Origin of the sequence: Planktothrix mougeotii LEGE 06226 (assembly GCF_015207485.1) — a bacterium.
Classification (GTDB): domain Bacteria; phylum Cyanobacteriota; class Cyanobacteriia; order Cyanobacteriales; family Microcoleaceae; genus Planktothrix.
This window is the reverse complement of record NZ_JADEWU010000014.1, coordinates 60,399-85,358: the sequence shown is the minus strand read 5'-3', so window position 1 is coordinate 85,358 and position 24,960 is coordinate 60,399. Positions and strand designations below refer to the sequence as shown.

At 39.2% G+C, this 24,960-nt stretch carries 21 protein-coding genes; 6 read left to right on the top strand and 15 right to left on the bottom strand.

Translation table 11 applies throughout. From position 1 onward, the window contains the following. Positions 1-74: 74 nt before the first annotated feature. Positions 75-1,025 carry a DUF1848 domain-containing protein gene (locus IQ236_RS08750; RefSeq protein ID WP_193868904.1) on the top strand — a complete coding sequence of 317 codons (951 nt, stop codon included), beginning with the start codon at positions 75-77 and terminating at the stop codon, positions 1,023-1,025. On the opposite strand, the gene IQ236_RS08745 is transcribed toward IQ236_RS08750, so the two are convergent. Then, positions 1,009-2,370, bottom strand: a complete 1,362-nt coding sequence (locus IQ236_RS08745; RefSeq protein WP_193868903.1) for a hypothetical protein — start codon at positions 2,368-2,370, stop codon at positions 1,009-1,011. The genes IQ236_RS08750 and IQ236_RS08745 overlap by 17 nt on opposite strands. 173 nt (positions 2,371-2,543) lie before the next feature. Next, positions 2,544-2,819 carry a BrnA antitoxin family protein gene (locus IQ236_RS08740; protein WP_193868902.1) on the bottom strand — a complete coding sequence of 92 codons (276 nt, stop codon included), beginning with the start codon at positions 2,817-2,819 and terminating at the stop codon, positions 2,544-2,546. Positions 2,820-3,112: 293 nt separating this feature from the next. Between IQ236_RS08740 and IQ236_RS08735 the strand changes: the two genes are divergently transcribed. Together IQ236_RS08735 and IQ236_RS08730 are read left to right on the top strand one after the other, a co-directional pair. Continuing rightward, a complete protein-coding gene (locus IQ236_RS08735; protein WP_193868901.1) occupies positions 3,113-3,550 on the top strand; it encodes a peroxiredoxin in 438 nt (145 codons plus the stop codon). A gap of 111 nt (positions 3,551-3,661) precedes the next feature. Then, the gene (locus IQ236_RS08730; protein WP_193868900.1) at positions 3,662-6,298 is read left to right on the top strand and encodes a C39 family peptidase; all 2,637 of its coding nucleotides are present in this window, start codon (positions 3,662-3,664) and stop codon (positions 6,296-6,298) included. A gap of 151 nt (positions 6,299-6,449) precedes the next feature. Here the strand turns inward: IQ236_RS08730 and IQ236_RS08725 are convergent, their stop codons facing one another. The 5 genes from IQ236_RS08725 to queG all read right to left on the bottom strand — a co-directional run bounded on the left by IQ236_RS08725 (position 6,450) and on the right by queG (position 13,772). After that, complete coding sequence (locus IQ236_RS08725; protein WP_193868899.1) at positions 6,450-8,720, bottom strand: amylo-alpha-1,6-glucosidase; 2,271 nt, start codon at positions 8,718-8,720, stop codon at positions 6,450-6,452. Between the two features lie 320 nt (positions 8,721-9,040). Beyond that, on the bottom strand, positions 9,041-10,462 hold the full coding sequence (locus IQ236_RS08720) for a glycosyltransferase family 4 protein (protein ID WP_193868898.1): 1,422 nt from the start codon (positions 10,460-10,462) through the stop codon (positions 9,041-9,043). A 139-nt stretch (positions 10,463-10,601) separates the two neighbouring features. After that, positions 10,602-11,672: a glycosyltransferase family 4 protein gene (locus tag IQ236_RS08715; protein ID WP_193868897.1), complete on the bottom strand. Its 1,071-nt coding sequence runs from the start codon at positions 11,670-11,672 to the stop codon at positions 10,602-10,604. 681 nt (positions 11,673-12,353) lie between these two features. Further along, positions 12,354-12,794 (bottom strand): hypothetical protein, encoded by a 441-nt coding sequence (locus tag IQ236_RS08710; protein WP_193868896.1) that lies wholly within the window; start codon positions 12,792-12,794, stop codon positions 12,354-12,356. 42 nt (positions 12,795-12,836) lie between these two features. Beyond that, a complete protein-coding gene (gene queG / locus IQ236_RS08705; RefSeq protein WP_193868895.1) occupies positions 12,837-13,772 on the bottom strand; it encodes a tRNA epoxyqueuosine(34) reductase QueG in 936 nt (311 codons plus the stop codon). 169 nt (positions 13,773-13,941) lie between these two features. On the opposite strand from queG, the gene IQ236_RS08700 reads away from it, so the two are divergent. After that, on the top strand, positions 13,942-14,358 hold the full coding sequence (locus IQ236_RS08700) for a ketosteroid isomerase family protein (RefSeq protein ID WP_193868894.1): 417 nt from the start codon (positions 13,942-13,944) through the stop codon (positions 14,356-14,358). A gap of 147 nt (positions 14,359-14,505) precedes the next feature. Here the strand turns inward: IQ236_RS08700 and IQ236_RS08695 are convergent, their stop codons facing one another. From IQ236_RS08695 to IQ236_RS08675, 5 genes are all read right to left on the bottom strand, one after another. After that, positions 14,506-14,937, bottom strand: coding sequence for an ATP-binding protein (locus IQ236_RS08695; protein ID WP_193868893.1), 432 nt, complete (start codon positions 14,935-14,937; stop codon positions 14,506-14,508). Further along, complete coding sequence (locus tag IQ236_RS08690) at positions 14,927-16,621, bottom strand: SpoIIE family protein phosphatase (protein WP_193868892.1); 1,695 nt, start codon at positions 16,619-16,621, stop codon at positions 14,927-14,929. The genes IQ236_RS08695 and IQ236_RS08690 overlap by 11 nt, the downstream gene beginning before the upstream one ends. 193 nt (positions 16,622-16,814) lie before the next feature. Next, positions 16,815-17,219, bottom strand: a complete 405-nt coding sequence (locus tag IQ236_RS08685) for a type II toxin-antitoxin system VapC family toxin (RefSeq protein WP_193868891.1) — start codon at positions 17,217-17,219, stop codon at positions 16,815-16,817. Further along, positions 17,216-17,551, bottom strand: a complete 336-nt coding sequence (locus IQ236_RS08680) for a hypothetical protein (protein ID WP_193868890.1) — start codon at positions 17,549-17,551, stop codon at positions 17,216-17,218. The genes IQ236_RS08685 and IQ236_RS08680 overlap by 4 nt, the downstream gene beginning before the upstream one ends. Positions 17,552-17,740: 189 nt before the next feature. Continuing rightward, positions 17,741-19,117, bottom strand: a complete 1,377-nt coding sequence (locus tag IQ236_RS08675) for an NB-ARC domain-containing protein (protein WP_193868889.1) — start codon at positions 19,115-19,117, stop codon at positions 17,741-17,743. 216 nt (positions 19,118-19,333) lie between these two features. Here IQ236_RS08675 and IQ236_RS08670 point away from each other — a divergent pair, with 216 nt between their 5' ends. Both IQ236_RS08670 and IQ236_RS08665 read left to right on the top strand, forming a co-directional pair. Next, positions 19,334-19,888: a hypothetical protein gene (locus IQ236_RS08670; protein ID WP_193868888.1), complete on the top strand. Its 555-nt coding sequence runs from the start codon at positions 19,334-19,336 to the stop codon at positions 19,886-19,888. An 8-nt stretch (positions 19,889-19,896) separates the two neighbouring features. Further along, positions 19,897-20,586, top strand: coding sequence for a Clp protease/crotonase-like domain-containing protein (locus tag IQ236_RS08665; protein WP_193868887.1), 690 nt, complete (start codon positions 19,897-19,899; stop codon positions 20,584-20,586). A 345-nt stretch (positions 20,587-20,931) separates the two neighbouring features. Here the strand turns inward: IQ236_RS08665 and IQ236_RS08660 are convergent, their stop codons facing one another. The 3 genes from IQ236_RS08660 to IQ236_RS08650 all read right to left on the bottom strand — a co-directional run bounded on the left by IQ236_RS08660 (position 20,932) and on the right by IQ236_RS08650 (position 24,874). Next, on the bottom strand, positions 20,932-22,488 hold the full coding sequence (locus tag IQ236_RS08660) for a DHA2 family efflux MFS transporter permease subunit (RefSeq protein WP_193868886.1): 1,557 nt from the start codon (positions 22,486-22,488) through the stop codon (positions 20,932-20,934). Positions 22,489-22,602: 114 nt separating this feature from the next. Further along, the gene (locus IQ236_RS08655; protein WP_193868885.1) at positions 22,603-24,237 is read right to left on the bottom strand and encodes an HlyD family secretion protein; all 1,635 of its coding nucleotides are present in this window, start codon (positions 24,235-24,237) and stop codon (positions 22,603-22,605) included. Further along, positions 24,215-24,874 (bottom strand): TetR/AcrR family transcriptional regulator, encoded by a 660-nt coding sequence (locus IQ236_RS08650; RefSeq protein ID WP_193868884.1) that lies wholly within the window; start codon positions 24,872-24,874, stop codon positions 24,215-24,217. The genes IQ236_RS08655 and IQ236_RS08650 overlap by 23 nt, the downstream gene beginning before the upstream one ends. Positions 24,875-24,960: the final 86 nt, after the last annotated feature.

The window sequence follows — 24,960 nt, the reverse complement described above, 5'->3', positions numbered from 1 at the left end:
TACAATAACTGTTGACTCTAAACACCCACTGTTAGCATAAAAATAAAAAACCTATATGGGGTAGAAAAAATAAAATGATTATTAGTGCCAGCAGACGTACAGATATTCCAGCATTTTACCATAAATGGTTTATGAATCGCATTCAAGCAGGTTACTGCGTCGTGCCAAATCCATTTAATCGTAATCAACTCTACCGGATTGATTTGACGCCAAAAGATGTGGAAGTAATTGTTTTTTGGACGCGCAACCCGCAGCCTTTATTATCATCATTATCTGAGTTAGATCAACGAGGATATAAATATTATTTTCAGTTCACATTGATGAATAATCCAACTTTTATAGAAACTAATAAACTGCCTTTATCTAAAGCTATTAAAGTATTTCAAGAATTAGCTAAATTGATGGGTTATGAAAAAGTTATTTGGCGATACGATCCGATTGTTTTTAGCCCCTATACTGATATAGATTTTCATCTTCAGCAATATCAGCATATTGCTCGTCAATTATCGGGTTATACTAGCCGATGTGTGATTAGTTTTATGGATCGGTATGCCAAAAATAATCCTCGTCTCAAAAAGATTGAAAAAGAACAAAATATTAAAATTTCTAGCTTTGAAGATATCCCAGAAGTTTTTAGCGTTTTTTTGCCATCAATAGCAAATATTGCCCATCAATATAATATGCAGCTTTTTAGCTGTGCTGAATCTTGGGATTTGGACTCTTATGGTATTAAACATGGTAAGTGCATAGACGATGATTATATTAATCAAGTTTTTCAAATAGAAGTCAATCATAAAAAAGATTCTAGTCAACGAGAAGCTTGTGGTTGTGTCAAAAGCAAAGATATCGGAATGTATGATAGTTGCTTATTTGGGTGTCAGTATTGCTATGCAACTACCAGTTTTGATAAAGCCAGGGAAAATCACCGACAACATAATCCTGATTCACCTTCTTTGATTGGATGGTATGATATTGAACCTAAATTTCAGCCAAAACAGCTAGAAATTACTAATCTTTTCGGTTAGTTTTACGAATACTTATAAAAATGCAATTGATATTTCTTCGAGGTATTAATTCACGGGTTCCAATTAAGAGATTTTGTTTAATAACTTCTGGAAGATTAGGGCAAGCTTGAATTTTTATGTCTTCAATTCGAGGACAATAAATTTCAAAATCATGTCGATTACTTACTTGCTTTTCTAATTGATCGATTATACTAGCATTTTGTCGATAATTTAAGTCAATAATAATTATTACACTACCTAAAGGTACTTCATTAAGCAAGAAATTGAGATTTGCTTGAACTGTAGATACATTATAAATTTCATTCAGACAATTTTGAAAAATGAAGATTTTGCTTTTAAAAATTGTTTTTTTGATTGAGTGAAGAGAATTAGACTCACATAAATCTAGGTAATTACTGTTTAGTTTTAAATCTCCTGACCAGTATTCCGGTATAATGAATTTTTCGGTAATGTTTCTGCTTAAAGTCCATTCGTCAGAAGCAATATCATATACATTAACAGTTAAATTTTTAATATTTTGATAGTGTTCTGATAAAAACTTACTTAAACCTACTATTTCTGGACATGGGCCTGCACCAAACAAGCATACTTCTAGCATTTCATTAGTTAAGTTTTGAAATAAATTTTGACCCTGTATCATTTCTAATATTTGAAAATTCATGTAAGCATAATGGGGATAATAACGCATTAAATAAACGGCTTGAATTGACGGTTCAGAATAATTTACTTTAACTAGATTCGATCTATAAGAATGCCACAATTTTTCTGCGGGTTTTTGTAATAACTGTAAGTAGTTTTCAAATGTTCCGTGATTGTTTTTGTTATAAAAATCTAGCGAATTTTCTAATCCCTCTAAAATACAATTGTATAATGTATTTTTTGTCTTTTTGATTGGTCTTTCTAGCTCAGTTTTAAAAATAATTTTCTGTGGATTTTTTCTCTCTTGATTTTGAAGGTTATCAATTACATTTTGCAGATTTTCTCGCTGGGTGGTTAGAGATTTAATCTCTTCTTTAAGGGTATTAACCTCTCCAATAATTAAATTATATTCTAATTCAATAGTTAGTTTTAATTGAGTTTTTATATCAATTACTTTTACCAGTTTTATCTTTTGATTTTTCAGGTTTAAAATCTGATTTTCAAGGCTTTTTAAGGTTTCCGTTTGGCTGTTGAACTTTTTAAGTTCTCCTTCAGATTTTTTGCTTAAAACAAACGCACTACTCAGGGTACTAATTGTTGCTATACCACCTATGGCAGCACTTTTAATAATATCTTTCTCTACTACTATACCTAAACCAAAAGCAATACTAAAACTTAATGTTCCTAATAAAAATAAATTTTTCATAACTTGATTCTCCGTCATTTTACAATGAATTTATTTTTCTATCTTACCACTACTCCAAAGATTTTACCCAACCCTCGTGGAACTCAAAATCTATGTAAGAAACCGGGTTTCTGGGACAATTTTTGCAGCTTACCCAAGATTCAATTAAGAAACCCGATTTCTGAACCCAGAGACTATTGATGCGTTTCCATGTATGATCGCAGTAAGCTATTAATCTGGCTTTGATAACCTTGACCTTGAGATTTAAACCACTCTAAAACATCATTGTCAATGGGTAAAGTCACTTCAGTTTTAGTCTGAGAATTAGGCAAACCTCGCCGAATCACTGCCTTGGCAAACATTTCCTGCGTAATTTCTGGACAATCAGAAAAATCAATTTCTTCATCAGTCATCGCATCTAGGGGTTCCCAGTCAGTTTGAGAGTTGCTCAAAGTAAATTTGTTGTTCATATTTTGTTGCCTTTCTATAGGATTTATGAATCAGCCCTGAAGGGCTGACTACGGGTTGTGTATCAATATTCAATAATTAACCATCCTAATTCTGTCCCCTATTCAGAACAATACAGTAAATTTCCTAAAATTTTTGTTGGATTTTGTTGGAGTGACAAAATTTCAATTGACCAATCTGGATAAATTGTAAGCTCTTGATAATTTTCTCCTCTTCTACAGATTGACCGAAATGTCTTAAAATAACTGAAGACAGTCAACATCAAGTTCAGTCTAATTGAGGAGGACGAAATACAATGCCTTTAGCAGTTGGCGCAGACGCCCCTAGCTTTACCGTCAAAGACACGAATGGAAATACCGTTTCTCTGTCTGACTTTGCAGGCAAAACCGTTGTCATGTATTTCTATCCTAAAGATGATACCCCCGGTTGCACCAAACAAGCTTGTAGTTTCCGCGATAACTATACAACTTATCAAGGAAAAGATATTGTTGTGTTAGGGGTCAGCATGGATGATGAAGCCTCCCATCAAAAGTTTACTGACAAATATAGTTTACCCTTCCCTTTATTAGCCGATACGGACAAAGCAATTACCACAGCCTATGACGTAGATGGCGGTGGTTATGCAAAACGGGTAACTTATGTCATTGATGGCAGTGGTAAAATTATCCACGTTGATGCAGCCGTCAATACTGCAAACCACGCTCAAGATATTTTAGCAGTTCTGGGCGCTTAATTGTCATCAAAATTATCCGTATTTTTGAGCGTGCCGCCCGTAGAATTTTCTGGGGCGGTTTTTTACTGATTTTAACCCTTTATTCATTTCTATTAACAGCGAGTTGTAAACATGGTAACGTATCTCGGCCCAAAAGACATTCTGATTGATCAACCTGTTGTTTTAGTCGGCACTTATGACCCTCAACAATGCCAAACAATTTCTGTAATGGCAGAAGATAAATATCCTCTGACCGTCGATTTTAATCCCCAAGCGGGGATTTGGTCAGTGTGTTTAGAAAATGGATTTAATACCGCCGGAAAACGCTGGTTAAGACTACAAGGAAAAGATGGGCAAAATAATATAATTGGGGATCAAGTAATTGATTGTATGGTCAATCAAGAAGGGATTAATACCCGATTTAATTATACCCTTATTCCTCAACAAGAAACTGTCTTAAAAGTTAAACCTGTTGATTCTTCGCAATTAACAGAACAACAAAAACAATCCCTAAAATTAGGGGAAAGTTTAGTTGTAGATACAATAGAATTGGTCAATGATCATCTCAAACTCGAACTCAATAACCCCTTACCCAATTTAGGTAAAATTGTTTATGTTTATCAACCCCATGTTGTTGTAGCAAAAGGGTCAAAATTATTATGGTTTAATCAAAATCAACTCCCGGAACATATACCCGGAAGTCAACTGTTGTGGGTGACACAAACAACGCCTCTCAAACTGAAACCCGATGATATGTCTCAGTTAGCAGCGAATCAATCGATTGAAATGCCTCAAGGGAGCACCTATACGGTGTTAGGATATGCCTGTATTGCCGATCATTTTCGGGTGACTCTCAATCAAGAATTTCCCGGTTTTGGTAAATCAGGATATGTCTATCGCTATCATGCTCAACTATTAGAAAAAGGTCAAGAAATCTCCTTTGATAATAATGCGATAACCTGCACAATTGTTAATACAACCCCGTTAAAAAAACGCCCCGTTGATTCTGCTTACCTAAATGCCTCCGATAAAATTACCCTCCCGGCGGGAATGGTTTATGGGGTACAAAGTTATACCTCAGAAGACGGTCATATTAAAGTCGCTTTTACCGAGAATTTTCCTAATTTTGGCAATACGGGATATTTGTATCCTGATTTTATCTTCCTGAGTCGTGGAAGTGTTTCTTTAACCTCCAATAAAACCTTAACCTATCAAGGGCCAACGGAAGTTTTAGTCAATACTCCTGTGGTTTTAAACGGAACATTTGATCCCAAAACTACTGCTAAAATTACTTTATTTGCTGAAGATCGCTATGGCTTTGAGGTGAGTTTAGATTGGCAGGAAAGTACCTGGAATTGTCAATTTAACAAAGGATTTAGTGATGCGGGATATCGGTGGTTACGGTTAAAAGCACTGGACTCTCAAGACAATGTTACCGCCAGTCAAGTGATTAATATTACGGTTAGTGAAAATGCCATGACCGTCGGAGAATCTCTAACCTTAGAAATCCTTGAAGATACGTTATTTAAAATTGTTCCCTTTGATTCAGCTTCCTTAAATCAACAACAAAAAATAGCGGTAAAAGCGGGTCAAACCTTCAAAGTTTTGAAATATGGTTTAGTGGATGGTCATCTGAAAGTTGTTTTAGAAAATACCATTCCGCCAATTGGTAACTTTGGTTATCTGTATACCGATTATGTCAAATTAAAAAAAGGATCAGAAGTATTTCGTTTCGATATTGAGGATGTTCCTGATACCGATGTTAATGCTCAAATGTTGGTATTACAAACAACTAAAATCAAAGCCAAACCCGTTGATTCTTCTTATTTAGATCCTCAACAATTTGAAGAATTATTATTAGGACAAACCTTTACCATTAAAGGGTATGCCTGCATTAAAGGACATTTTCGCGTTACCTTAGCCCAATCGATTCCCGGTTTTGGTACAGTGGGTTATGTGTATTGGCAGCACGTTAAATTGATTCGAGATGGTCAAGAAATCGGTTATGATCCTGATGCCATTACCCTGACAGTTTTAGAAAAAACAATCTTGAAAAAACAGGCGATTGATTCTAGCCAATTAAAAGACTCTGAGCGTACAACTTTACCCTTGGGACGGGTTTATGGGGTAAAAAGTTATGCGTTAGAAAATAACCATATTAAGGTTTCTCTCTTGGAAGAATTGCCGAATTTTGGGAATACGGGTTATATTTTTCCCCAGTATGTGAAATTCAAACGAGGAGGACGAGTTTTTAACCCTTTACCCCCTCAATTAGAGTTAAATGTTCCCTATTTTTCTCAACGAGATAATCCGCGTTTTTATTGGTCTACTTGTAACGTCACTTCGATTGCAATGGTGATGTATTATTACGGTGTGCGACCAAAATACGGACAATTAGAAGATGAATTATTGCAATGGTGCTTTAATTATGCCGGAACTGGTTCTCAAACCGATCATAATGTATTATCGGCTTTAATTCGCGCCTATGGATTTAAAAGCAGTTTTAGCACCACTCGGTATTGGTCAGATTTGAAAAATGAACTCATTAATCGTCGTCCGGTTGTGATTGGTGTAGATACGACTCCATCGGGTCATATTATCACCGTTATTGGCTATAATAATCAGGGATATATTGTTAATGATCCTTGGGGAGATGCCTACACCGGATATTCTAATACGGAGGGTCGTCGGATTATTTATTCCTCTGGTTATATGAATCAAGTTGCAGGGCCAGATGGTTCAATTTGGGCGCATTTTATTGAGCCTTAATTTAATCCCATCTCAACGCAGGGATGGGGGAGTGGAGTGCTGCGTTTAAATGTTTGCTACGCATCCATATCCTGTAGAGACGCGCCATGGCGCGTCTCTACTACGGGGATTCAGAGATCACAGGATTTCATATTACGCACCCAACGAATAATTAGGCTTCTATAACCACTCGCAGATTGCCGCGTTTTTTAAGAACTCGACAAGCCGTGGCATTTTCATCGTTATCTCGTTCAAACTCTAAATCAATTACAGTAGAACCAATTTTTAAGTTATGAACGGCGATATGATTAATGGATTCAGGTAACGAAGGGTCAATAATTCTCAAGTGATTACTCGACGCATTAGGAACTAAATTCATCATCATTTGTAATAGTTGAAAAATACTCCCACTCGCCCAAGCTTGGGGTGAACAAGCAACGGGATATTTAACCGGAGCACTACCTTCAATGCGAGGAAAACCACAGAATAATTCCGGGGGTCGTTGTAAGGGTTGTTGCATGGTCATATCAAATAACCCTTGGGCGACTTCAAAAGCTTGATCAATAAATCCAATAGAGCGCAATCCTAATGCAATTAAACTATTATCATGGGGCCAAACTGAACCCGTATGATATCCCATCGGATTATAAGCCGGAGAAAGACTGCTGAGGGTACGAATTCCCCACCCACTAAACATATCCGGTGCGAGTAATCTTTCTGCTACACTTTTGGCATTTTCTGGGGTTAAAATTCCTAATTGTAAACAGTGACCGGGGTTAGAACTAATACTATCAACGGGTTGTCCGTCTCCATCTAATGCTAAGGCACAAAAATCCAAATCTTTTACCCAAAAATCTCGATTAAACCGCATTTTCAGTTGTCGAGCTTCTTCTTGCCAACGGTCGGCTAAATCAATCCGTTTTCGCATTTTAGCAATTTCCGCCATTCGCACTTTCGCCGCATAAACATAGGCTTGAACTTCACATAAGGCAATAGGGGCAACCGCTAGAGTTCCATCCCGTTTAACAATACAATCTCCTGAATCTTTCCAGCCTTGATTAACTAACCCTCTGGAGGATTTACGGAAATAACAAAGATAGCCATTTTCTTGACATTTAGCATCAATCCAATCCATCGCTGCCCGTGCATTCGGCCATAAATTTTCTAGGGTTTCGGTGTCTTGTGTCCAGGCAAAATATTCGGCATATAACATTAACCAAAGGGGTGTTGCGTCAACAGTTCCATAATAAGGAGTATGGGGAACTTCTTGACACCTTGCCATTTCTCCCATCCGCAATTCATGGAGAATTTTTCCCGGTTCTTCATCTCGCCAATCGTCATAGGTTTGACCTTGATATTGCGCTAATATCGTTAAGGTAGACCGGGCAATTTCCGGGTCAAGAATTAAGGTTTGAGAGGCGGTGATAATGGAATCTCGACCAAATAAACAGGAAAACCAAGGAACTCCAGCCGAGACTCCTTTTTCTTTTCCAAAGGTTTGACGTAATAAATAAATGTCTTGTTCTGCTTGCTGAATAACGCGATTAAATTCTCGATTATTCGAGCGAATTCGGGTAACAGATGTCCACCATTGTTGTTCTTCCATGACTTCTGCGGCTTTGGCTTGAACTAACGTTAAGGGAGCATGAACCGCAGAAGTCGGGCGATTATTGGTTAGCATTTGTAAGCGATAACCAATAATTTGAGTTTCGTGGGAGGCTAAATTTAAGTGCCAAATAGCAGTATTTTCTTTAATGAAATTGGGTTGTAGATGAACAAATAAAATCCGAGATTCCATGAAACTGCCATCAAGTCCTTGATACCCCAAATTAATTTCTTGATGTTCGTTTTCTACTTTCTTGAGCGTGGAGACTTCAAGGTCTTCATTATCTAAGGATTTTGGTTGTTCAATTTGACGTTTAAAAGGTCGTCCTTGTCGGTCGCGATGGAAACCTCGAATTTCAAATAAATCGACAAAATCAGAACCAAAGCTGAGACTGATTTCAAATTCAGCCGGAGAGGTGCTATAATTAGTTATCTTGATTTCTTCAAATAAGCCCCCATTTAAGACAATTTCTCGTTCTACTCCAATGGTTTCGGCGGGAAGTTGCTCGTTAATTTTAGGATTAGCACATAATACCGATAAGGCAAATCCTTTTTGAGCATCGCTACTCAGAAGAATAGGGGATTGTCCGCTAATTTGTAACTCTAATCGAGACAAAAAACGGGTATCATGACAAAATAATCCTAAACTCGCTTGACGGTCATCGGCTAAAAACCGCGTAATATTACCCAAGGTGTCCGTAATTAAAAATAAATCGTCATCTTTGAGGGTTAAGGTGGGTTGAGGTCGCTCATTAACGACACAAGGCCATTCCGATATGGGTAATTCCTCAGCAGGGATAAATACTCTGCCGTCAAATTCGATTTTTTCTGAGATCATGACTAAATTACTGTGACTGTTGCTAGAGAAATGACAATAAATTTCCCTCAAATCCTAGAAATAGGAGATTTTAGGCTGGTGGGATTCAAGAATATGTTTTAATTTGCCTTTTTTCAGTATAAAACCGTTTTTTTGAAATGTATGTAAAATTTTGATAAAGAAAAAATAAAATCTTTTCTGAATGCTATATTTTTTTAAGACAACTGGAAACAGAAGAGCTTTATTGAAGATCTGAAACAGCCTGAATCAAGGTTTAATTCTACCTTAAAAACGCTAACTCCCCAACTCCCTTTGTTGAGAAGGAAGGGGGAGTTCAATCTTTAAGACACTTTGCGAGCGCTCACTGTCCCTGAAATAGCTGCCACTTCCGAACTACTAACAGAACGAGATACAGGTAACAATCGTTCATCCATAATTGATTCTGCTAAAATTCGGCGATATAAATCACTCAAACGAATCGCAACTCCAGACCAACTGAAGTTTTCACTGACGCGAACTGAAGCTTGTTTTCTCAGTTTTTGCGTCCAAACATCATCGGTTAAAATCCGGTTAATCGCATCAGCAAACCCGTTAATATCTTGAGGAGAAACTAATAACCCGGTTTCTTCAGGAATAACCGTAAATTTTAATCCTCCCACATTAGACGCAATCACTGGAGTTCCGCAAGCCATCGCTTCAATTGCAACTAATCCAAAGGGTTCATAATGACTGGGAACAACGCACACATCCGCCGCCGCATAATACAACGGTAAAATATCATGACTTAATTGACCTGGAAAATAGGTTTGTTCTGTTAATCCTAATTCATTGATAATGCTTTCAATGCGTTGCCGTTCTTGACCATCACTTTTATTCGGGTCAGACCCTCCCGCAATGATTAATTTAAAGGGTTCGTTGTAAGTAATATGATATTGATGACAGGCGCGAACTAAGGTTTCAATCCCTTTACGGGGGTCAAAACGTCCGACATATAAAATAATCGGTTCTTGAGCATCTAATCCTAATTTTACCCGTGCTTCTGGTTTAGAAATAACGTGGAAATTCTCTAAATTTGTACCGCAAGGAATCACAGAAATATGACCCTTTTGGGAAACTGTATGACGCAGAACTTCTTCTTCTTGGGGACTGGTAGCAATAACCGTATTGGATTGTTCTAAAATTTGTTGTTCAATAGTTAACCGCGTCTCTGCAATTTTGGGACGGTGAGAAACCGCTTGATATTTGACCTGTCCTAAAGAATGATAGGTATGAATTAACTGAACGTTATGGTGTTTTTTCAGTTGCAGTCCCACCCAAGCGGATAACCAATAATTAGTATGAACTAGGGGATAATTTGTACCTTCTTTGGCTTGAAACTTTTGAAACGCGGTGACAAATTGAGGTAAATATTCAAACAATTCATCGCGGGGAATATATTCTAATGGCCCTGCGGTGAGGCGAATGGTTCGACAATGGGGAGAATGCTGAACAATGGTGGGTTGGTCGGGGTGAATTTTGCGAGTAAACATATCCACCTGCCAACCCAATTTTGCTAAGGCTTCACCGACTTGACGAACGTATACATTTTGACCTCCGGCTTCTTCTCGACCAATATCAACATCGGGGTCGCCATGAACAGAAATTAAAGCAATGGGTTGTCGATTTCGACCTGCTAAACGGGTCGAAATCGCAGTTGATTTTTTATAGGTTCCTGGGGAATTATTAAAAGTAGAGGTTTTCACCGTTTGATTTAAGGGGTTCATAGATAAATCCAGATTGTATGAAAGTTTATTCTACCAGCGATAAGTAAACAATCCTAATATTTTTTTAGGTTGAATGTTTTCGGAATCGCTGAAAAATAAGTGATGAAAATAATAGGCCGTTAACGCTGCACATTCAAGATTAAGCTGCGGTTAAACTCTTGAGTTTTCCGTTTTGGCTGAATCGTTCAGCAATGAGTTTTTGATAAACCGCTTCATAGCCATCAGCCATGCGTTTAGCACTAAAGTTATCAATGACATATTGACGGCATTTTTCTCGATTTATCCGGTCTACTTTTTCTAAAGCTGCCACACATTCATCGACCGTTTCACACAGATATCCTGAAATTCCATCAGCAATCACTTCAGGAGTTGAACCCATTTTCATCGCAATGACGGGGGTTCCCGTTGCCATGGATTCTACCATCACTAACCCAAAAGGTTCTCGCCAAGTAATCGGGAATAAGGTGGCAAAGGCATTCCCCATTAACACACTCTTTTGAGCATGATTGGCTTCCCCTAAAAATTGAATTTGGTTGTCATCAATTTGGGGTTTAACTAAAGTATCAAAGTAGTCTTGGTCAACGGCATCAATTTTTCCTGCCATTTTTAAGGGTAATCCAAATTTTTTAGCAATTTCAATCGCTAAATGGGGGCCTTTCTCTGGGGACATCCTGCCTAAAAAGGCTAAATAAGGGGGATTTTGATAGTCGGGATAAAATTCATAGGTGTTGGTATCAATGCCATTATAAACAGTGGCAACATAGTTTAATTTGAGTCGCGGCTCCCGTTGATCATTGGAAATACTAACATAAGGTTGCTGACGGGCATGGAAAAACATTTTTTCATTGTCGGGAGTGAATATACCATGCAGAGTTGTCACCGTTGGAGTTTTAACTAAATGGGTGAAAGGTAAGGCTGCACAGCCAACATGGGAGTGAATGATATCAAATTCAGAAGCTCGTTCATAAACCTGAGCTAACTGCAACATATCATAAAGTCCGGGTTCTTTAACATTCGGATCTGAGCGTAAAGAACGGGGACAAACGGATTCTAATTCAGCAAGAGTGATCGAGTCTCCTGATGCAAATAAGGTGACTTCATGACCTTGTTTGACTAATTCATCCGTTAACAATCCTACAACTAATTCTGTACCGCCATAAGCTGGGGGAGGAACTCTTTCCCATAACGGGGCAATTTGTGCGATTCTCATGAAAACCTCCTGTTTTTATTTGACATCTTGAGATAAAATAGACACTAGATGATATCTCAAACTTTAATGTTGAGCCAGCCCTACCTATCTGAAGTTGTAATAAGATATTAGTGATTTTGTAAATACTGCCCAGGTAGTGAAAACCGATATAAAATTAGTACGGCATCCTCTACTAAGCGTTAGGTAGACTTTGATAATCTTATTCAGCAGGCTGATTATAGGTCATCTTCTTTTCGAGAGATAAATATCTGCTCTTTTGGGGAATATTCCTATTAATAGATAGGCTTTGGGGCTAAAAATAAATTCTTTAGAAGCGGAAAATTTAAAAAGGGGGATGTATATCGGGGGATAGGTGGATTAAATTTGATACAAAATTATTTCTAATCGGTTAAGATTCAAGGATTATTTTATTTTTAAAATAAAAAATACACAGATGGAAAATCAAAACAATAGCGATCGCCTTTTCTATCAAGAAGCGATCGCTGTTGAGATGGTTGATAAAAAAATAGGGATCAGATGTTAAACACCTCATCCCCATGACCGTATTTTCCGCAACTATATTGTATCAAAAGCTACCTAAAAATTTCTATTCCTGTTCCCTGTTCCCCATTCGTAATTCGTAATTCGTAATTCGTAATTCGTAATTCATAATTCGTAATTCCCTCTTCCCTCTTCCCTGTTTTAAGAGCGTTGTTGCTGATAAAATTGCAATACCTTCTGGGTGTAAGCTGCCGTTTGACCCTGGTTATATTGATTGGGGTCGCCCGTCATCCACCAAGCCGCAGCCCGACGAATGGCAATCGCTTCATTATTCTGGCTTTTGGGATATTCCTCTTTCAATACATCCCCCATCACACAGCCTAACACCTGTTTAGCCTTTGTCTGGTCTGCTTCAAATTGAGCCGGGGTCATTTCCTGACCGATACAAAGTTTTGACCATCGGGGAATATTCTCTGGTTTAATTTGCCAATCGGAATACAATCCATCATTCGCTGTTCCCGTTTGGGGTGCGGCTAAACGTAACGCCTCAACTAACGCCTGTACTTGGGTATTAGAAACTTGAGCAAAAACCGGAACTGTCCACAACAGCGACAATCCCACTAAAATAGGACTCCATTTCATGGTTCACTCTCCTGCTCCTGATGGCCCATCCGTAGTTATACCTTATTTCCCAAAATTTGGCCAAGACTCCAAATTCGCCCTCGCATTGCGTCGCCACATTTGAGGTTTAATGCGTCGTAACGCAGAAGCGCGAAATCTTTGATCCCATTCTTCCTCTGAAAGTTCTGCTAATTCTGTTAATTTAGGGGCGATATTTTCAGGATAAGGTTGAAATTCTGTAACGTCTGTTTCCTGAGCAAAGCGTTGGTTCCAAGGACAAACTTCTTGACAAATATCACACCCTGCCACCCAACCGTTTAACTGTTTGCTAATATCTTCGGGTAAGGTTTCAGCCCGATTTTCAATGGTATGATAGGCAATACAACGATTAGCATCTACCACAAAAGGTTGAGTAATGGCCTGAGTTGGACAAGCTTCTAAACATCGGGTACAAGTACCACAATGTTGAGTATGGGGAGTATCAGGTGTTAACGTTAAATTCGTTAAAATTTCCCCTAAAAATACCCAAGACCCATACTCTCTGGTAATCACATTACTATTTTTTGCAATCCATCCAATACCCGCTTGTTGTGCCCAAACTTTATCTTGAATCGGCCCAGTATCAGCATAATATCGAGCTTGAATTCCTGCTGCTTGTTGTTGTAACCAGTCGCAAAAAATTTTCAGCTTTTTATGCAGTACCCGATGATAATCTCGTCCTCTAGCATAGCGAGAAATTTTAGCAAATTCTTCTCCTTCAGGATATTGTTGAGGCGTATAATAATTTAATGCTACACAAATAACAGACTGAACCTCTGGCATTAATTGACAAATATCTTGGCGTTTAGGATTATTCATCCAAGCCATATCCGCAGCATATCCTTGATTTAACCAAGTTTGTAATCGTTGGTTATTCTCCCGCATATCAGAAATAGCAGCAATTCCAACTTTATGAAACCCCAAGGTTAAGGCTTTTTGTTTGATTTGTTCTGAATCCATTTTTCAGTTATCAGTTATCAGTTATCAGTTATCAGTCTAAGAGTTAAGGGTTAATCAATTGATGACTGATGAGGAATACTCATACTATAGATAGATTTTTAGATTCTATGAAAATATATGACTCTCTAAAATTTATAATTTATAAAAATTTTAGCGTTCAGGATCAAAAATGACAACAACACCTTTAGATTGTCAATCTAAACTTTCTTTTGATGAAGTTAATGCGATCGCTATAATTCGTTATTTTGAAAGCTTTAACGATGAAGATTTTGTAACAACAGCTTCTTTATTTACTCCGAATGGAAAACTTTATGCACCATTTTCAGAATTAATTACAGGTCAAGAGGCGATTCAAAATTATCTGGAAACGGAAGCCAAGGGAATGAAATTAAAACCGAATACGGCTAACAGTCAATACTTAGAAAATGGTCAACAGCTTATACAGATCTTCGGCGAGGTCAAAACCTCCTTATTTACTGTTAATGTTGGCTGGCAATTCCGCTTAACTGAACAAGAAGAAATTGAAGAAGTAATTGTTAAACTCTTAGCTTCAGCACTAGAATTATTAAAAATTAGTAATCAATAAAGAGGATTAACAATTAATTGATAACTGATAACTGGTACAGACGTGCCATGGCACGTCTCTACTGATAACTGGTACAGACGTGCCATGGCACGTCTCTACTGATAACTGGTACAGACGTGCCATGGCACGTCTCTACTGATAACTGATTTAAGATTTTGCAGCTTTATCGGGTAAACTAGCCTCTAATTTTAAACAATTACGGCCATCAATTTGTAAACAATAATCCACTCGATCCATTAATCGATTCATAATTAACCAACCATAACCACTTTCTTGTTTATCTTCAGGTTTAGGAGGATTATAATTATCCACTTCATAGCCTGTACCGTGATCCCAAATTTCTAAAGAAATATCTCGATCTTTAAATTCTAAACGAACCATCACAGGAAGATCGGGTTTATTGCGGTGAGCATGACGGATGACGTTGGAGTAAGCTTCTGCGAGGACGAGGCGAAACCGATTGGATTGACGGGGCCAATCTACGTGCTCTCCTAGCTCCACTTCCAAACTGCTCAATAACCAGTTTTCAACAATTGTTAAAAACCTAATATCGCTTGGCACTTGAAGCTCAGTTTTCATCAGTCAACAAAACCTCCAGAGAGAGTATAGTTTGATCATCTTCCTGAACGGGATTATGTTCGCGGATAGCCGCTAATAAACCATCTAAATTTAGCTGTTCTTGTTGTTGGAGTAACTTCCAAAGTCCCTCCTGTTGCAACATGGATCGAATGGCGGGACTACCATCGGTTGTTTCCTGCACCACTGTGGCTTCAGTAATACCATCACTGGTCACTAAAAAGACCTCCCCAGGATTAATCGTGAAACTGTCTCCTTTGCCTCTCCAGACGGGCAGAATTCCCAACGGAATACCACGAGTCTTGAGAAACGTGGGTTCAACCTGCACCGATGAAGGAGTGCGATTTGCCCCATCCCTAATGGCTTGATGTGACCAGACTAAGGGATAAATATGTCCAGCATTGGCATAGGCGAGATGCCCCGTAGACGGGGTATAACGAGCCAAAACCATTGTAATAAAGTGATTATTACTGACTAAATCATCCGATAAAATACTATTAAGATTCTGCATGACTTGATCGGGTTCAGGGGACGTTTCCTGAGACAGTTCCCGACGCATCACCGAAATCGCACTCGCCATAAATAATGCGGCTGGAACCCCTTTCCCAGAGACATCTCCCAAGGCCACCCAAATATCTCCTTGAGGATGAATAAAGACTTCAAAGAAATCTCCCCCCACTTCCCGCGCGGGATGACAACAAGCTTGTACCCGAAAGGTGTCAAACTCTGGCCAACTTTGACGCAAAAGATTATTTTGAATTTGACTGGCGACTTTGAGTTCGTTCCGCATTTGTTCGGCTAACTCTACCGTGCGTTGATAGAGCTTGGCTTGAGACAACGCTAAAGACGCTTGTTCAGAAACCACCTCCAACAGTTGAATATCATCCTCTGACCAAGGAGAAGGGCTGTTGTCTTGATACAAAGCTAAAATTGCCAGTAAATCATGCTGATAGGTCAGGGGTAAAATAATTTCAGTGCTAGTAACAGCACTGTTTTGCCCTTGTTGAATTTGAGTTTCTCGACTTTCTAATACCCCTTGCATGGGGATTTCCAGTTGAGATAACCAACTTTGGACAGTCTCTCCTTCTCCGCCAAACGAAAAGGTTTGAACCGAAAGTTTCCCCTCTTCTACGGAACGAATACAGCAGCCTGTTGCATTAAAAGTTTCTCCCAATGTCCGAACAATGGTTTGTAGCATACTGGAGAAGTCGAGGGACTCTCGCAGGGCACTAACAACATCGTTATAGAGAGATTCCCGACGCAGAGCGCGCCGCAGAGCATTGGTTCGTTGTTTGAAGAATTTGTAAGTTTCCGAAGCCTGTTGAATCACAGACTTGAGTTCTTCGGGATTCCAAGGTTTGGTGATGTATTTGAAAACTTGACCAGAGTTAATCGCTTCCACCAGGTCTTCAACATCCGTATATCCGGTTAACAGAATCCGAATGGTGTCCGGGAAACGTTCAACGGTTTTGCCGAGAAATTCGGTTCCGTTCATTTCTGGCATCCGTTGATCAGAAATAATCACCGCCATTTCACCCTCGTCGTCGAGAATTTGCAGAGCTTTGAGGGCACTGTCGGCCTTGAACACTTGGAAGTCCCGGCGAAATGTCCGAAACAACAAATCTAAGTTGTCTGGTTCGTCATCGACGACCATGAGTTTCAGCTTTCGACCATCTCCCCGACTCATGCGATTCCCTACTCCCAGATGAACAGATCAGGTATTACCCATCTTACCGCCTCTATTATCCAGGGTTCTAATAAAAATCGTGAAAAAATACTGAATTCTTGCAGTGTGGCTGTTTGAGGCATTTTGTGGAACAGGCATCTTGCCTGTTAACCTGTTAAACTAACTGGGGTATGCAGAAAGCGATCGCACAACCTCAACGAATAAAAGTAATTGGGCAGATATTCAGAAAAATTACAGGTTCAAATTCTTTTCGATCAGAAGTGAGTAATATTCCTGCTTCTTTATTGGCTAAAGCAAGGGCAAAACAATCAGCTAAAGAAATTCGTCTGATGGTCGCTTTATAACGCCCAACTGTTCGCCAAAATTCATCATCTAAATCGGAACGAGTTATAATATTAATATCAGTTAAATCCTGTATCATTTGTTCTGTTTTTGCTTCGCCAATATCTCGATAAAAATCATCATAAACTTCACAAAGGTTAATGGCATGAATCATGCAAGTGTTATCTTCATTAAGCAGTGTTTCTCTAACGACATCTGCACCTGCTTCATTTCGTAAAAAAGCAATAATCGCACAAGCATCTAAAATAATATTCATTGGTTGCGCTCTTCCCAGTCAATCTCCTTTTGTTTTTGTTGAGCAAAATCTTCACTACTGGTGGAAGCATGAGCATATTTTCCTTGTAATATATTAATCAAAACTTTTCGTTTTTTTTGTTTATCAAATGAAATAAGTTGTTCTTCTAAAATATCTTCTTTTACTTGTTCAAGAGACTCTTTAAACTCAGAAGTTTTAAGTAATTCTTCTGTTTTTTCTTGATTTTCTCGTTCTGCTAAATACGATAAAAAATCCGCAGCCACCCTGAGTTTTTCTGGAGATAACTGATCAATATACTGTTTAACTTGATTGCGAATATCGGTAACGTTCATAAATTACTTTTAAATTGAGTTATTGTCTATTATATAATTTTTTGGAAGAATGCGATCGCACAACCTTCAAGAAACCGGGTTTCTGATTAAGATTTTTCGTTTAAATTAAGATTGATTGAGAAACCCGGTTTCTGAGCGATCGCACAATTTCAAGAAACCGGGTTTCTGATTAAGATTAGTCGCCTCAAATCAAACTTTGTTGAGAAACCCGGTTTCTGAACAGCAAACTTTAATATATTGTTGGATAACAGGAGATACGCTAAATAAAATCTGATCAGCTTCAATGATTTTGATTAAATACCGTTTGTTCAAAGAGTCTAACCCATTAATCAAATCTATTGACGATAACGATAAACGTTCTCTTAACTGTTCTCTGGATACCGGGTGATTATCCTGACTGATTTCTATAAGAATTTCTTGCTCAACTAAAGATAATCGCTCAAAAATTAGATTTAAACGGAATTTAATACTTTCTGTTAGGATTAAGCTATTTTCTGTTAAAAATTCAGAAATTTTACCGCCAAATATTTTTTTAATTAAACCGACAATATCTTTTAAATAAATGGGATTACCTTCATACAATTCAATCAGCCTTGACCAACTATCCTGATCGGGTAAACCATAGTTTCTCAGAATTTTAATATCCTGTAATCCTTCCAACTCCAAACACTGAACGGGATATAATTCCTGATCTAAGGATATCATTTCTTGGCATTTTTCCTGACTGATTAAAATTAAACTGCTTTTGTGTTCAGTTTCAGTCATCATTGAAAAAAAGGTTTGATAATCTCGATATTCGCTTTGATAGTGTCCAGCGAATTGTCCTTTCATCAATAATTCCTGTACGTCATCTAGGATAATTAAACATTTTTTATCCCGAAAAAGATTTAAAATTTGAGTTAATTTATTGTCCGTTAAAATAGAATCAGGATTAATAAAGGTTAAAATTTCAGTTAGAATATGATCCAAAGATGGGGAAAGTTTAATATTTTTCCAGATAATAATATCAAAGGATTGTAAGTGGAGGTCAACACACTGTTTAACTAGAGTTGTTTTCCCAATACCAGTGAATCCTAAAACTGAGATGAGACGAGTATTTTGATCAATTAACCAATGGGATAGGGTGTTTAGTTCAGTGGTGCGATCGTAAAAATAGGTGATTTTAGGAGCTATTGTTAAATCGTGAAATACGGGGGAAGTATTAGAAAGCTTGTCTGATAGAAGTTCTTTCGTATTATTATGAAAATTATGAGAACAAAAATTAAAATTATGATTAATTTCTACAATTTTTGATGAGGGTGAGGATGTTATATTGGTTCTTTCTATCGTTGAGCGAAAATTAGATTTTTTAATATCTTCCCCTAATTGTTCTGATAAAATATGCAATAATTTATGACCAATATCTTTAACCCGACTCTCACTCCGATTAGATTCCTCTGCAATTGTCTTATAAGTTTGACCTTGCCACAACCCCTTGAGCACTTCTTCTTGCAAATCATCCAAATGTTTTCCGGTTTGAGCAAAGACTAACTCATTTGCTAATTGTAAAGCCTCTGTAACAGTCATAGGATTACGATGTAGTCAGGGATGTAGCCATTATAACCTAAAATCAAACAGCACTTAATCAAACATTTTAGAACAGTTTAGAACTTTACCCTAATAATTCGTAACAAAAGTCACGATTAAATCGTACATTTCAGGATTTCTAAAATCACAATTTTATTTGATGATAATTTATTGAATTCCTATCCTCATTACCAGACTCTCTAAATTGAGATGATTATGAATATTGTTAAACATAGGTTCGTTAATGGATGGCTCTCCAGTTTGATTTTAGCAACTCTATTTCTGGATACAGGAAATTTAGTTTATGCTCAAGCTCGTCGTCCTGGTGTTACTTCTTTAGGAGAACTAGGATGTAAGGAAATACAAGGCGGAATGTATAAACCCATTAACGAAGATGTCAGTTTAGGCTTTGAAATTTTTAGAGCAGTTGGCTTTTTTGGTGCCATAAATGGATCGATTTCCGATGGAACAAAAGACTCCAAAGTAGCTTGTAGATTAGCTGGGCCAGGAGAAAATCCAACATTTAAAACTCTAACTTTATCAATAGGTTTCCCAGAAAACCATTATCTAGCACAGGGTTCTCTGAATAGATTATCAATTTACAAAGATGGGCAGTTTTATGAGTATAGAGATTTAGCGATGGGACAAAAAGTTCTATGGGTTATAGATGTTACTAATACTCGCACCTTGGGTTTACACGGTGAATGTATAAGAAAGAATCCTCAAGGTAACTGCCCAGCAATTTATTTTTTTGAAGATCTTTTAGAATAATTAACGCTATGAAACGCAGAAAATTCATATACTATAGTGGTCTGGGGACTGCTTCTTTTATCGTTAATTTAGGCTTACAGAACCCCAAACGAGCAGATGCTTTCTTGTTTTTCTTACTCGCTAATCCCGTTTTACGTTTAGTCATGGGAAGCTTAGGAAGATCGGCGTTTTCTTTCTTTCAAAAAAGACAGCAAGAATGGTGGGATAAAAGGCTAGAAGTTCAGTTAGCACAACGGGAGTTTTTGCATAGACAATTTCAAGATGTTACGGTTGCGGAAATCAGAAGCCCCCAATATTCGGTAATCATTGGATCAGAACGTCGTGAAAGTTTAGGAAATAATGCAGCGCTGGTGTTTCCTCGCATTGAAGATAGTAGACCTACCCTATCTGCTTTTTCTGGTGCTGCTTCTATTGGAATGGCGATCGCCGCTCAATATTTACAGGAAAATACACGCCTAACAACTCCTCAAATTCAAGCTGCAATCTTACCCAGAATGGCAGGAGGAATTGATTATTCTGATTGGCGAGATTGGAATAATAGCAGTTTTAGAGGCTATCCTAATAGTTACTCTGATACTGGGGTTAGAATTCGTTATGATGCAGTAGAACCTACTAAGGGAGGTTTTGGGATTATTGATGTTAATGTTAATGCTAATTTGATGATTAAGATTCCACCTATTAAGGTCAATTTTGCTTAAATATTGATTAATCATAAATTTTAACATTAAGCATAGGCAATGACTCCAAATAAACAATCTCAATAGTTTGATATCCAATTCATCGTAGGGGTTGGGTCTCCCAACCCTCTTTGCGCTTGGGTTGGGTCTCCCAACCCCTACAGTTTTTTTCACAAATCCTACACGGATTGCTATATAGCATTTTTAAATAATTTGTGAACGTGGAACAGGCATCTTGCCTGTGACCTGTGACCTGTGACCTGTGACGTGATGTGATGTGATGTGATGTGACGGGCAAGATGCCCGTTCCACATTTATATCTCATTTAAAAATACTATATAAAGAAAAAATTTTAAAATCCCTAATTTAATGGGCTGCTGGAGCTTTCGCACCTTTACCTCCTTTACCTAAAAATATTAATAACGGTAACGAACATAAAAACGCGACCCCCACTACTCTAAAAACATCTGCAAAAGAGAGAACCGCCGCTTGAGTATTGACAATTTGACTTAAGGACGCTAAGGCTTGTTGCTGGGCTGTAACAACATCCATTCCTTTACTTTGGAACGTTGCTGTTAGGGTTTGTAACCGTTCATTGGTGGCTAAATCATAGGGTGTTAAATGAGTCAAAAGTACCGCGCGATGGAAGGCTTCTCGCTGACTTAATAAACTGGTGAGGAAAGCAATTCCCACACTCCCCCCTAATTGCCGAGTTAAGTTATAAAACCCCGACCCGGCGGATACCGCTTGTTTGGGTAATGCCCCCAAAGTAGCTAAACTCAAGGGCAAAAACATCAACACCGTTACTCCACCCCGCATTACTAACGGCCAAAATAGTTGATCTGTACCCGTTTGGGGACTAATATTAGAGAGGTCAAACATGACCAATGCTGAACCAATTGCTCCAATTGCAATTAAGATTCGAGCATCAACTTTTGTGGAAATTTTGCCTAATAAAATCATCACCACCGCCGAAGATAACGCCCCTGGTGCTAATAAAAATCCGGTTTGGGTGGCGGAAAAATCAAGAATACTTTGGGCAAAAATCGGGACGACAAATAAGGTTCCATAGAGTCCCATTCCTAATATTCCTGAGTAAATACTGCCTGCACTTAAAGACCGATATCGTAAAACCCGCAGGTCAACGGCAGGATTTCGGGTTGTGAGTTCCCGCCAAATAAATAACGCCATTCCCACCGTTGCTGCGATCGCTAAAGTCCGAATAAAATTGGATGAAAACCAATCTTCCTGTTCTCCTTCTTCTAATAACGCTTGTAAACTGCCAACGGCGACGGTTAAGAGAATAATCCCCCACCAGTCCACTTTGGTGTTATTGGATTTGTTCTCATCCTTGGGTAAAAATAGCCAAGCCATTAAGGTTGCTAAAATACCAAAGGGCAGATTAATAAAGAAAATCCATCGCCACCCCAAGGTATCTGTTAAGTATCCTCCCAACGTTGGGCCGATGGCGGGGCCTGCAATGACTCCAACGCCGAACACCGCTTGGGCAACGCCTTGTTCATGGGGGGGAAAGGTTTGGAATAAAATGGCTTGACCTTTCGCGAGTAACCCCCCGCCACACAATCCTTGCAGAATCCGAGAAATAACTAACATCGGTAAGTTAACAGATAAGCCACAAAGAATTGAAGCAATGGTAAAGCCGACTAAGGAGAAAATAAAATAAGCTTTTCGACCGAAAAAATCTCCGAGCCAAGCGGTTAAGGGAATTAAAATGACGTTAGCGATCGCATAACCCGTTACGACCCAAGCAATTTCTGTCACCGTTGCCCCTAAACTGGCTTGCATATGGGTGAGGGCAACGTTAACAATACTGGTATCAATAACTTCTAAAATGGCTCCTAAAGCGGCCGTTAATGCGATCGCCCACTTCAAATAACCCGTAATATAATTTACTTGATTCATATAAGTGTTAACAGTTGGTGCTGATAACTGAGCTTGGGCGGGAGAACCCCTCCCCTACAAGGGATGACGGGTTCTGGTTTCTACGCTGACAGTTTGGGCGGGAGAACCCCGCCCCTACAAGGGATGATTGGTTCTGGTTTCTACACTTACGGTGACGCTTAAACCTGCTCTCAGTTTGTGTTCTGGGTCAGCATTGGGAACAAAGGCTAACCGCACGGGAACCCATTGCACAACTTTGTTAAAATTGCCTGTGGCATTGTCGGGCGGTAACAAAGCAAACTGAGCCCCCGTTGCGGGACTAATTCCTGTAACCGTTGCCCGAAACACTTCCCCCGGATAGGCATCAACGTGTACTTCCGCCAATTCCCCCACCCGTAAATCCTTTAACTCCGTTTCCTTAAAATTCGCTTCAATATAAATGTCATCGGTCTTCAGGGGAACCACTGCTAACAACGGTTGTCCGGGTTGGATTTTTTTGCCAACTTCGGCCGTTAGTTGACCCACATAGCCACTGACTGGGGCGGTAATGGTGGTATAGGTCAGTTGTTGACGAGCTAAGGCGAGGGAGGCTTCCGCCTGTTTCATCTGGGCTAACGCCAGTTGGGTTTGATCCTGCTGTACCACCACTTCCTGACCTGAAGCTTGAGTCTCTGTAACCTGAGCTTGGGACGCATTGGCTTGAGCTAAGGATTTTTCCACCTGAGCTTGGGCTTGACTCACTTGAGCGTTGGCTTGTTGGAGTCGAGCCTGGGCGGTTTTGACGGCTGCTTGAGCTTGAGCCAGTTGAGCTTGACTATTAACAACTTGGGCTTGAGCTTGTTGCAGTTGAGACTGGGCGTTATTCACCGTTGCTTGCGCTTGTCCAACGCCTTGTTCAGCAACGGTTAAACTGGCTTGAGATTCTGTAAAGGCAGCTTGGGCGCTCTCCAACCGTTGCGCCGGAATCACATTTTGGCTGTACAGGGTTTGATACCGTTGAACGTCCTGTTGAGTTCGGGTAACTTCAGCCTCGGCTTGGGTAACTTTCGCACGAGCCACATTAACCCCCAATTCCGCTTCCTGAATTTGAGCGCGTTCAGCAGCAACGTTAGCTTGGTCTTGTTGCAGTTGAGCTTGGGCGGCGTTAACACCAAGTTGAGCTTGTTGGACTAACGCTTGGGCGGCTAATGCTTCTGATTCAGCTTGCTGAACATTAGTTTGTTGGGCGGCAACATCGGCTTGTTGAGCTTTGAAATTTGATTGCGCTTGTTCAACTTGACTAATATTAGTATTCGCCGTTAAAGAAACTTGATCTTTAGCAGTTTGTAATTGAGCTTGAGCCGCGTTGAGGTTGGCTTCTTCCTGTTGAATTTTTAATAATAAATCTTGATCTTCTAAAATCACTAAACGTTGACCCGCTTGCACATAATCGCCATCTTTAACGAACACCTGTTGAACAGTTGCTGTAATTTTGGGAGCAATGGGAGAAATATGCCCTTCAATTTGGGCGTTATCCGTTGTGGCGTGGGTGCTTTGGAATTGCCACCAACGAATCCCGAAAACCCCTCCTGTGATTAATGCGATCGCACCCATTAACAAAAAAGCCCAGGGACGATTGTTTTTTTTCGGAGGTTGAGTTTCCTCAATAACGGAAATGTCTTCAACTAGGGGTTGATGTCCATTGCTTTGAATTTGTTCCGGTGATAAAGGTTTTTGGTCTTCAACGGGTTCTGCGTTTAAGTGAGAATCAATAACAGAGTTGGGTTTCATCTTGCCGTTCTCTACTAATCAAGGTGTTGTCGGTTGGTAAGGGACTGATACCCCGCACGAAGAGATCGACACAGGTTTCGATATATTCTTCGCGGCTGTAATGGATGAAATGAGGGATGGCATTGCGTCGCAGCATTCCCGCCAGTAACATTCCGGTCAATAAATCAACGGAGGGTTCTAAGGGTAAATCTGAGCGCACTGTACCCCGGTTTTGAGCATTATTGAGGTAAGTTAGGAGCTTTTCTCTCAAGGGTTGGGTGGCTTCGGCAATAATCCGAGATGCCACTTGGGGATGGCGTTTAGCTTCTCCGATAAAGGTGCGAATCAGGGCTTCATGGTCTTCGAGCATTTTGTTATAAAGTAACCCATAATGCGTTAAATCCTTTTTTAAATCCTGTGTCCACTCCTCTTGGTGAGTTAAAGCTTCCATTTGCAACGCGGTTGTGTGTTGAACAACGGAGGCGAGTAACTGTTCTTTGCTATGGAAATGACGAAATAAGGTGACTTCATTGACTCCCGCCACCCGCGCAATTTCTTTGGTGGTAGCTCCCGCAATTCCAGCTTCAGCAAATACTTTTAAAGCCGCTTTCAATAAGCGAGTTCGGGTGGCTGCGGTTTTCTGCTCCTGAGAATTCATAGACTATCATGTAAGTGCTTACTTGCATTATAACGAATTTTAAACCCAGTCGTTCTTTCTGGAGATATAAAATAACTGTTTCTATG

Coding starts and splice junctions, on each gene's coding strand:
- IQ236_RS08750 (WP_193868904.1), top strand. CDS start 75: ATGATTATTAGTGCCAGCAGACGTACAGATATTCCAGCATTTTACCAT.
- IQ236_RS08745 (WP_193868903.1), bottom strand. CDS start 2,370: ATGAAAAATTTATTTTTATTAGGAACATTAAGTTTTAGTATTGCTTTT.
- IQ236_RS08740 (WP_193868902.1), bottom strand. CDS start 2,819: ATGAACAACAAATTTACTTTGAGCAACTCTCAAACTGACTGGGAACCC.
- IQ236_RS08735 (WP_193868901.1), top strand. CDS start 3,113: ATGCCTTTAGCAGTTGGCGCAGACGCCCCTAGCTTTACCGTCAAAGAC.
- IQ236_RS08730 (WP_193868900.1), top strand. CDS start 3,662: ATGGTAACGTATCTCGGCCCAAAAGACATTCTGATTGATCAACCTGTT.
- IQ236_RS08725 (WP_193868899.1), bottom strand. CDS start 8,720: ATGATCTCAGAAAAAATCGAATTTGACGGCAGAGTATTTATCCCTGCT.
- IQ236_RS08720 (WP_193868898.1), bottom strand. CDS start 10,462: ATGAACCCCTTAAATCAAACGGTGAAAACCTCTACTTTTAATAATTCC.
- IQ236_RS08715 (WP_193868897.1), bottom strand. CDS start 11,672: ATGAGAATCGCACAAATTGCCCCGTTATGGGAAAGAGTTCCTCCCCCA.
- IQ236_RS08710 (WP_193868896.1), bottom strand. CDS start 12,794: ATGAAATGGAGTCCTATTTTAGTGGGATTGTCGCTGTTGTGGACAGTT.
- queG (WP_193868895.1), bottom strand. CDS start 13,772: ATGGATTCAGAACAAATCAAACAAAAAGCCTTAACCTTGGGGTTTCAT.
- IQ236_RS08700 (WP_193868894.1), top strand. CDS start 13,942: ATGACAACAACACCTTTAGATTGTCAATCTAAACTTTCTTTTGATGAA.
- IQ236_RS08695 (WP_193868893.1), bottom strand. CDS start 14,937: ATGAAAACTGAGCTTCAAGTGCCAAGCGATATTAGGTTTTTAACAATT.
- IQ236_RS08690 (WP_193868892.1), bottom strand. CDS start 16,621: ATGAGTCGGGGAGATGGTCGAAAGCTGAAACTCATGGTCGTCGATGAC.
- IQ236_RS08685 (WP_193868891.1), bottom strand. CDS start 17,219: ATGAATATTATTTTAGATGCTTGTGCGATTATTGCTTTTTTACGAAAT.
- IQ236_RS08680 (WP_193868890.1), bottom strand. CDS start 17,551: ATGAACGTTACCGATATTCGCAATCAAGTTAAACAGTATATTGATCAG.
- IQ236_RS08675 (WP_193868889.1), bottom strand. CDS start 19,117: ATGACTGTTACAGAGGCTTTACAATTAGCAAATGAGTTAGTCTTTGCT.
- IQ236_RS08670 (WP_193868888.1), top strand. CDS start 19,334: ATGAATATTGTTAAACATAGGTTCGTTAATGGATGGCTCTCCAGTTTG.
- IQ236_RS08665 (WP_193868887.1), top strand. CDS start 19,897: ATGAAACGCAGAAAATTCATATACTATAGTGGTCTGGGGACTGCTTCT.
- IQ236_RS08660 (WP_193868886.1), bottom strand. CDS start 22,488: ATGAATCAAGTAAATTATATTACGGGTTATTTGAAGTGGGCGATCGCA.
- IQ236_RS08655 (WP_193868885.1), bottom strand. CDS start 24,237: ATGAAACCCAACTCTGTTATTGATTCTCACTTAAACGCAGAACCCGTT.
- IQ236_RS08650 (WP_193868884.1), bottom strand. CDS start 24,874: ATGAATTCTCAGGAGCAGAAAACCGCAGCCACCCGAACTCGCTTATTG.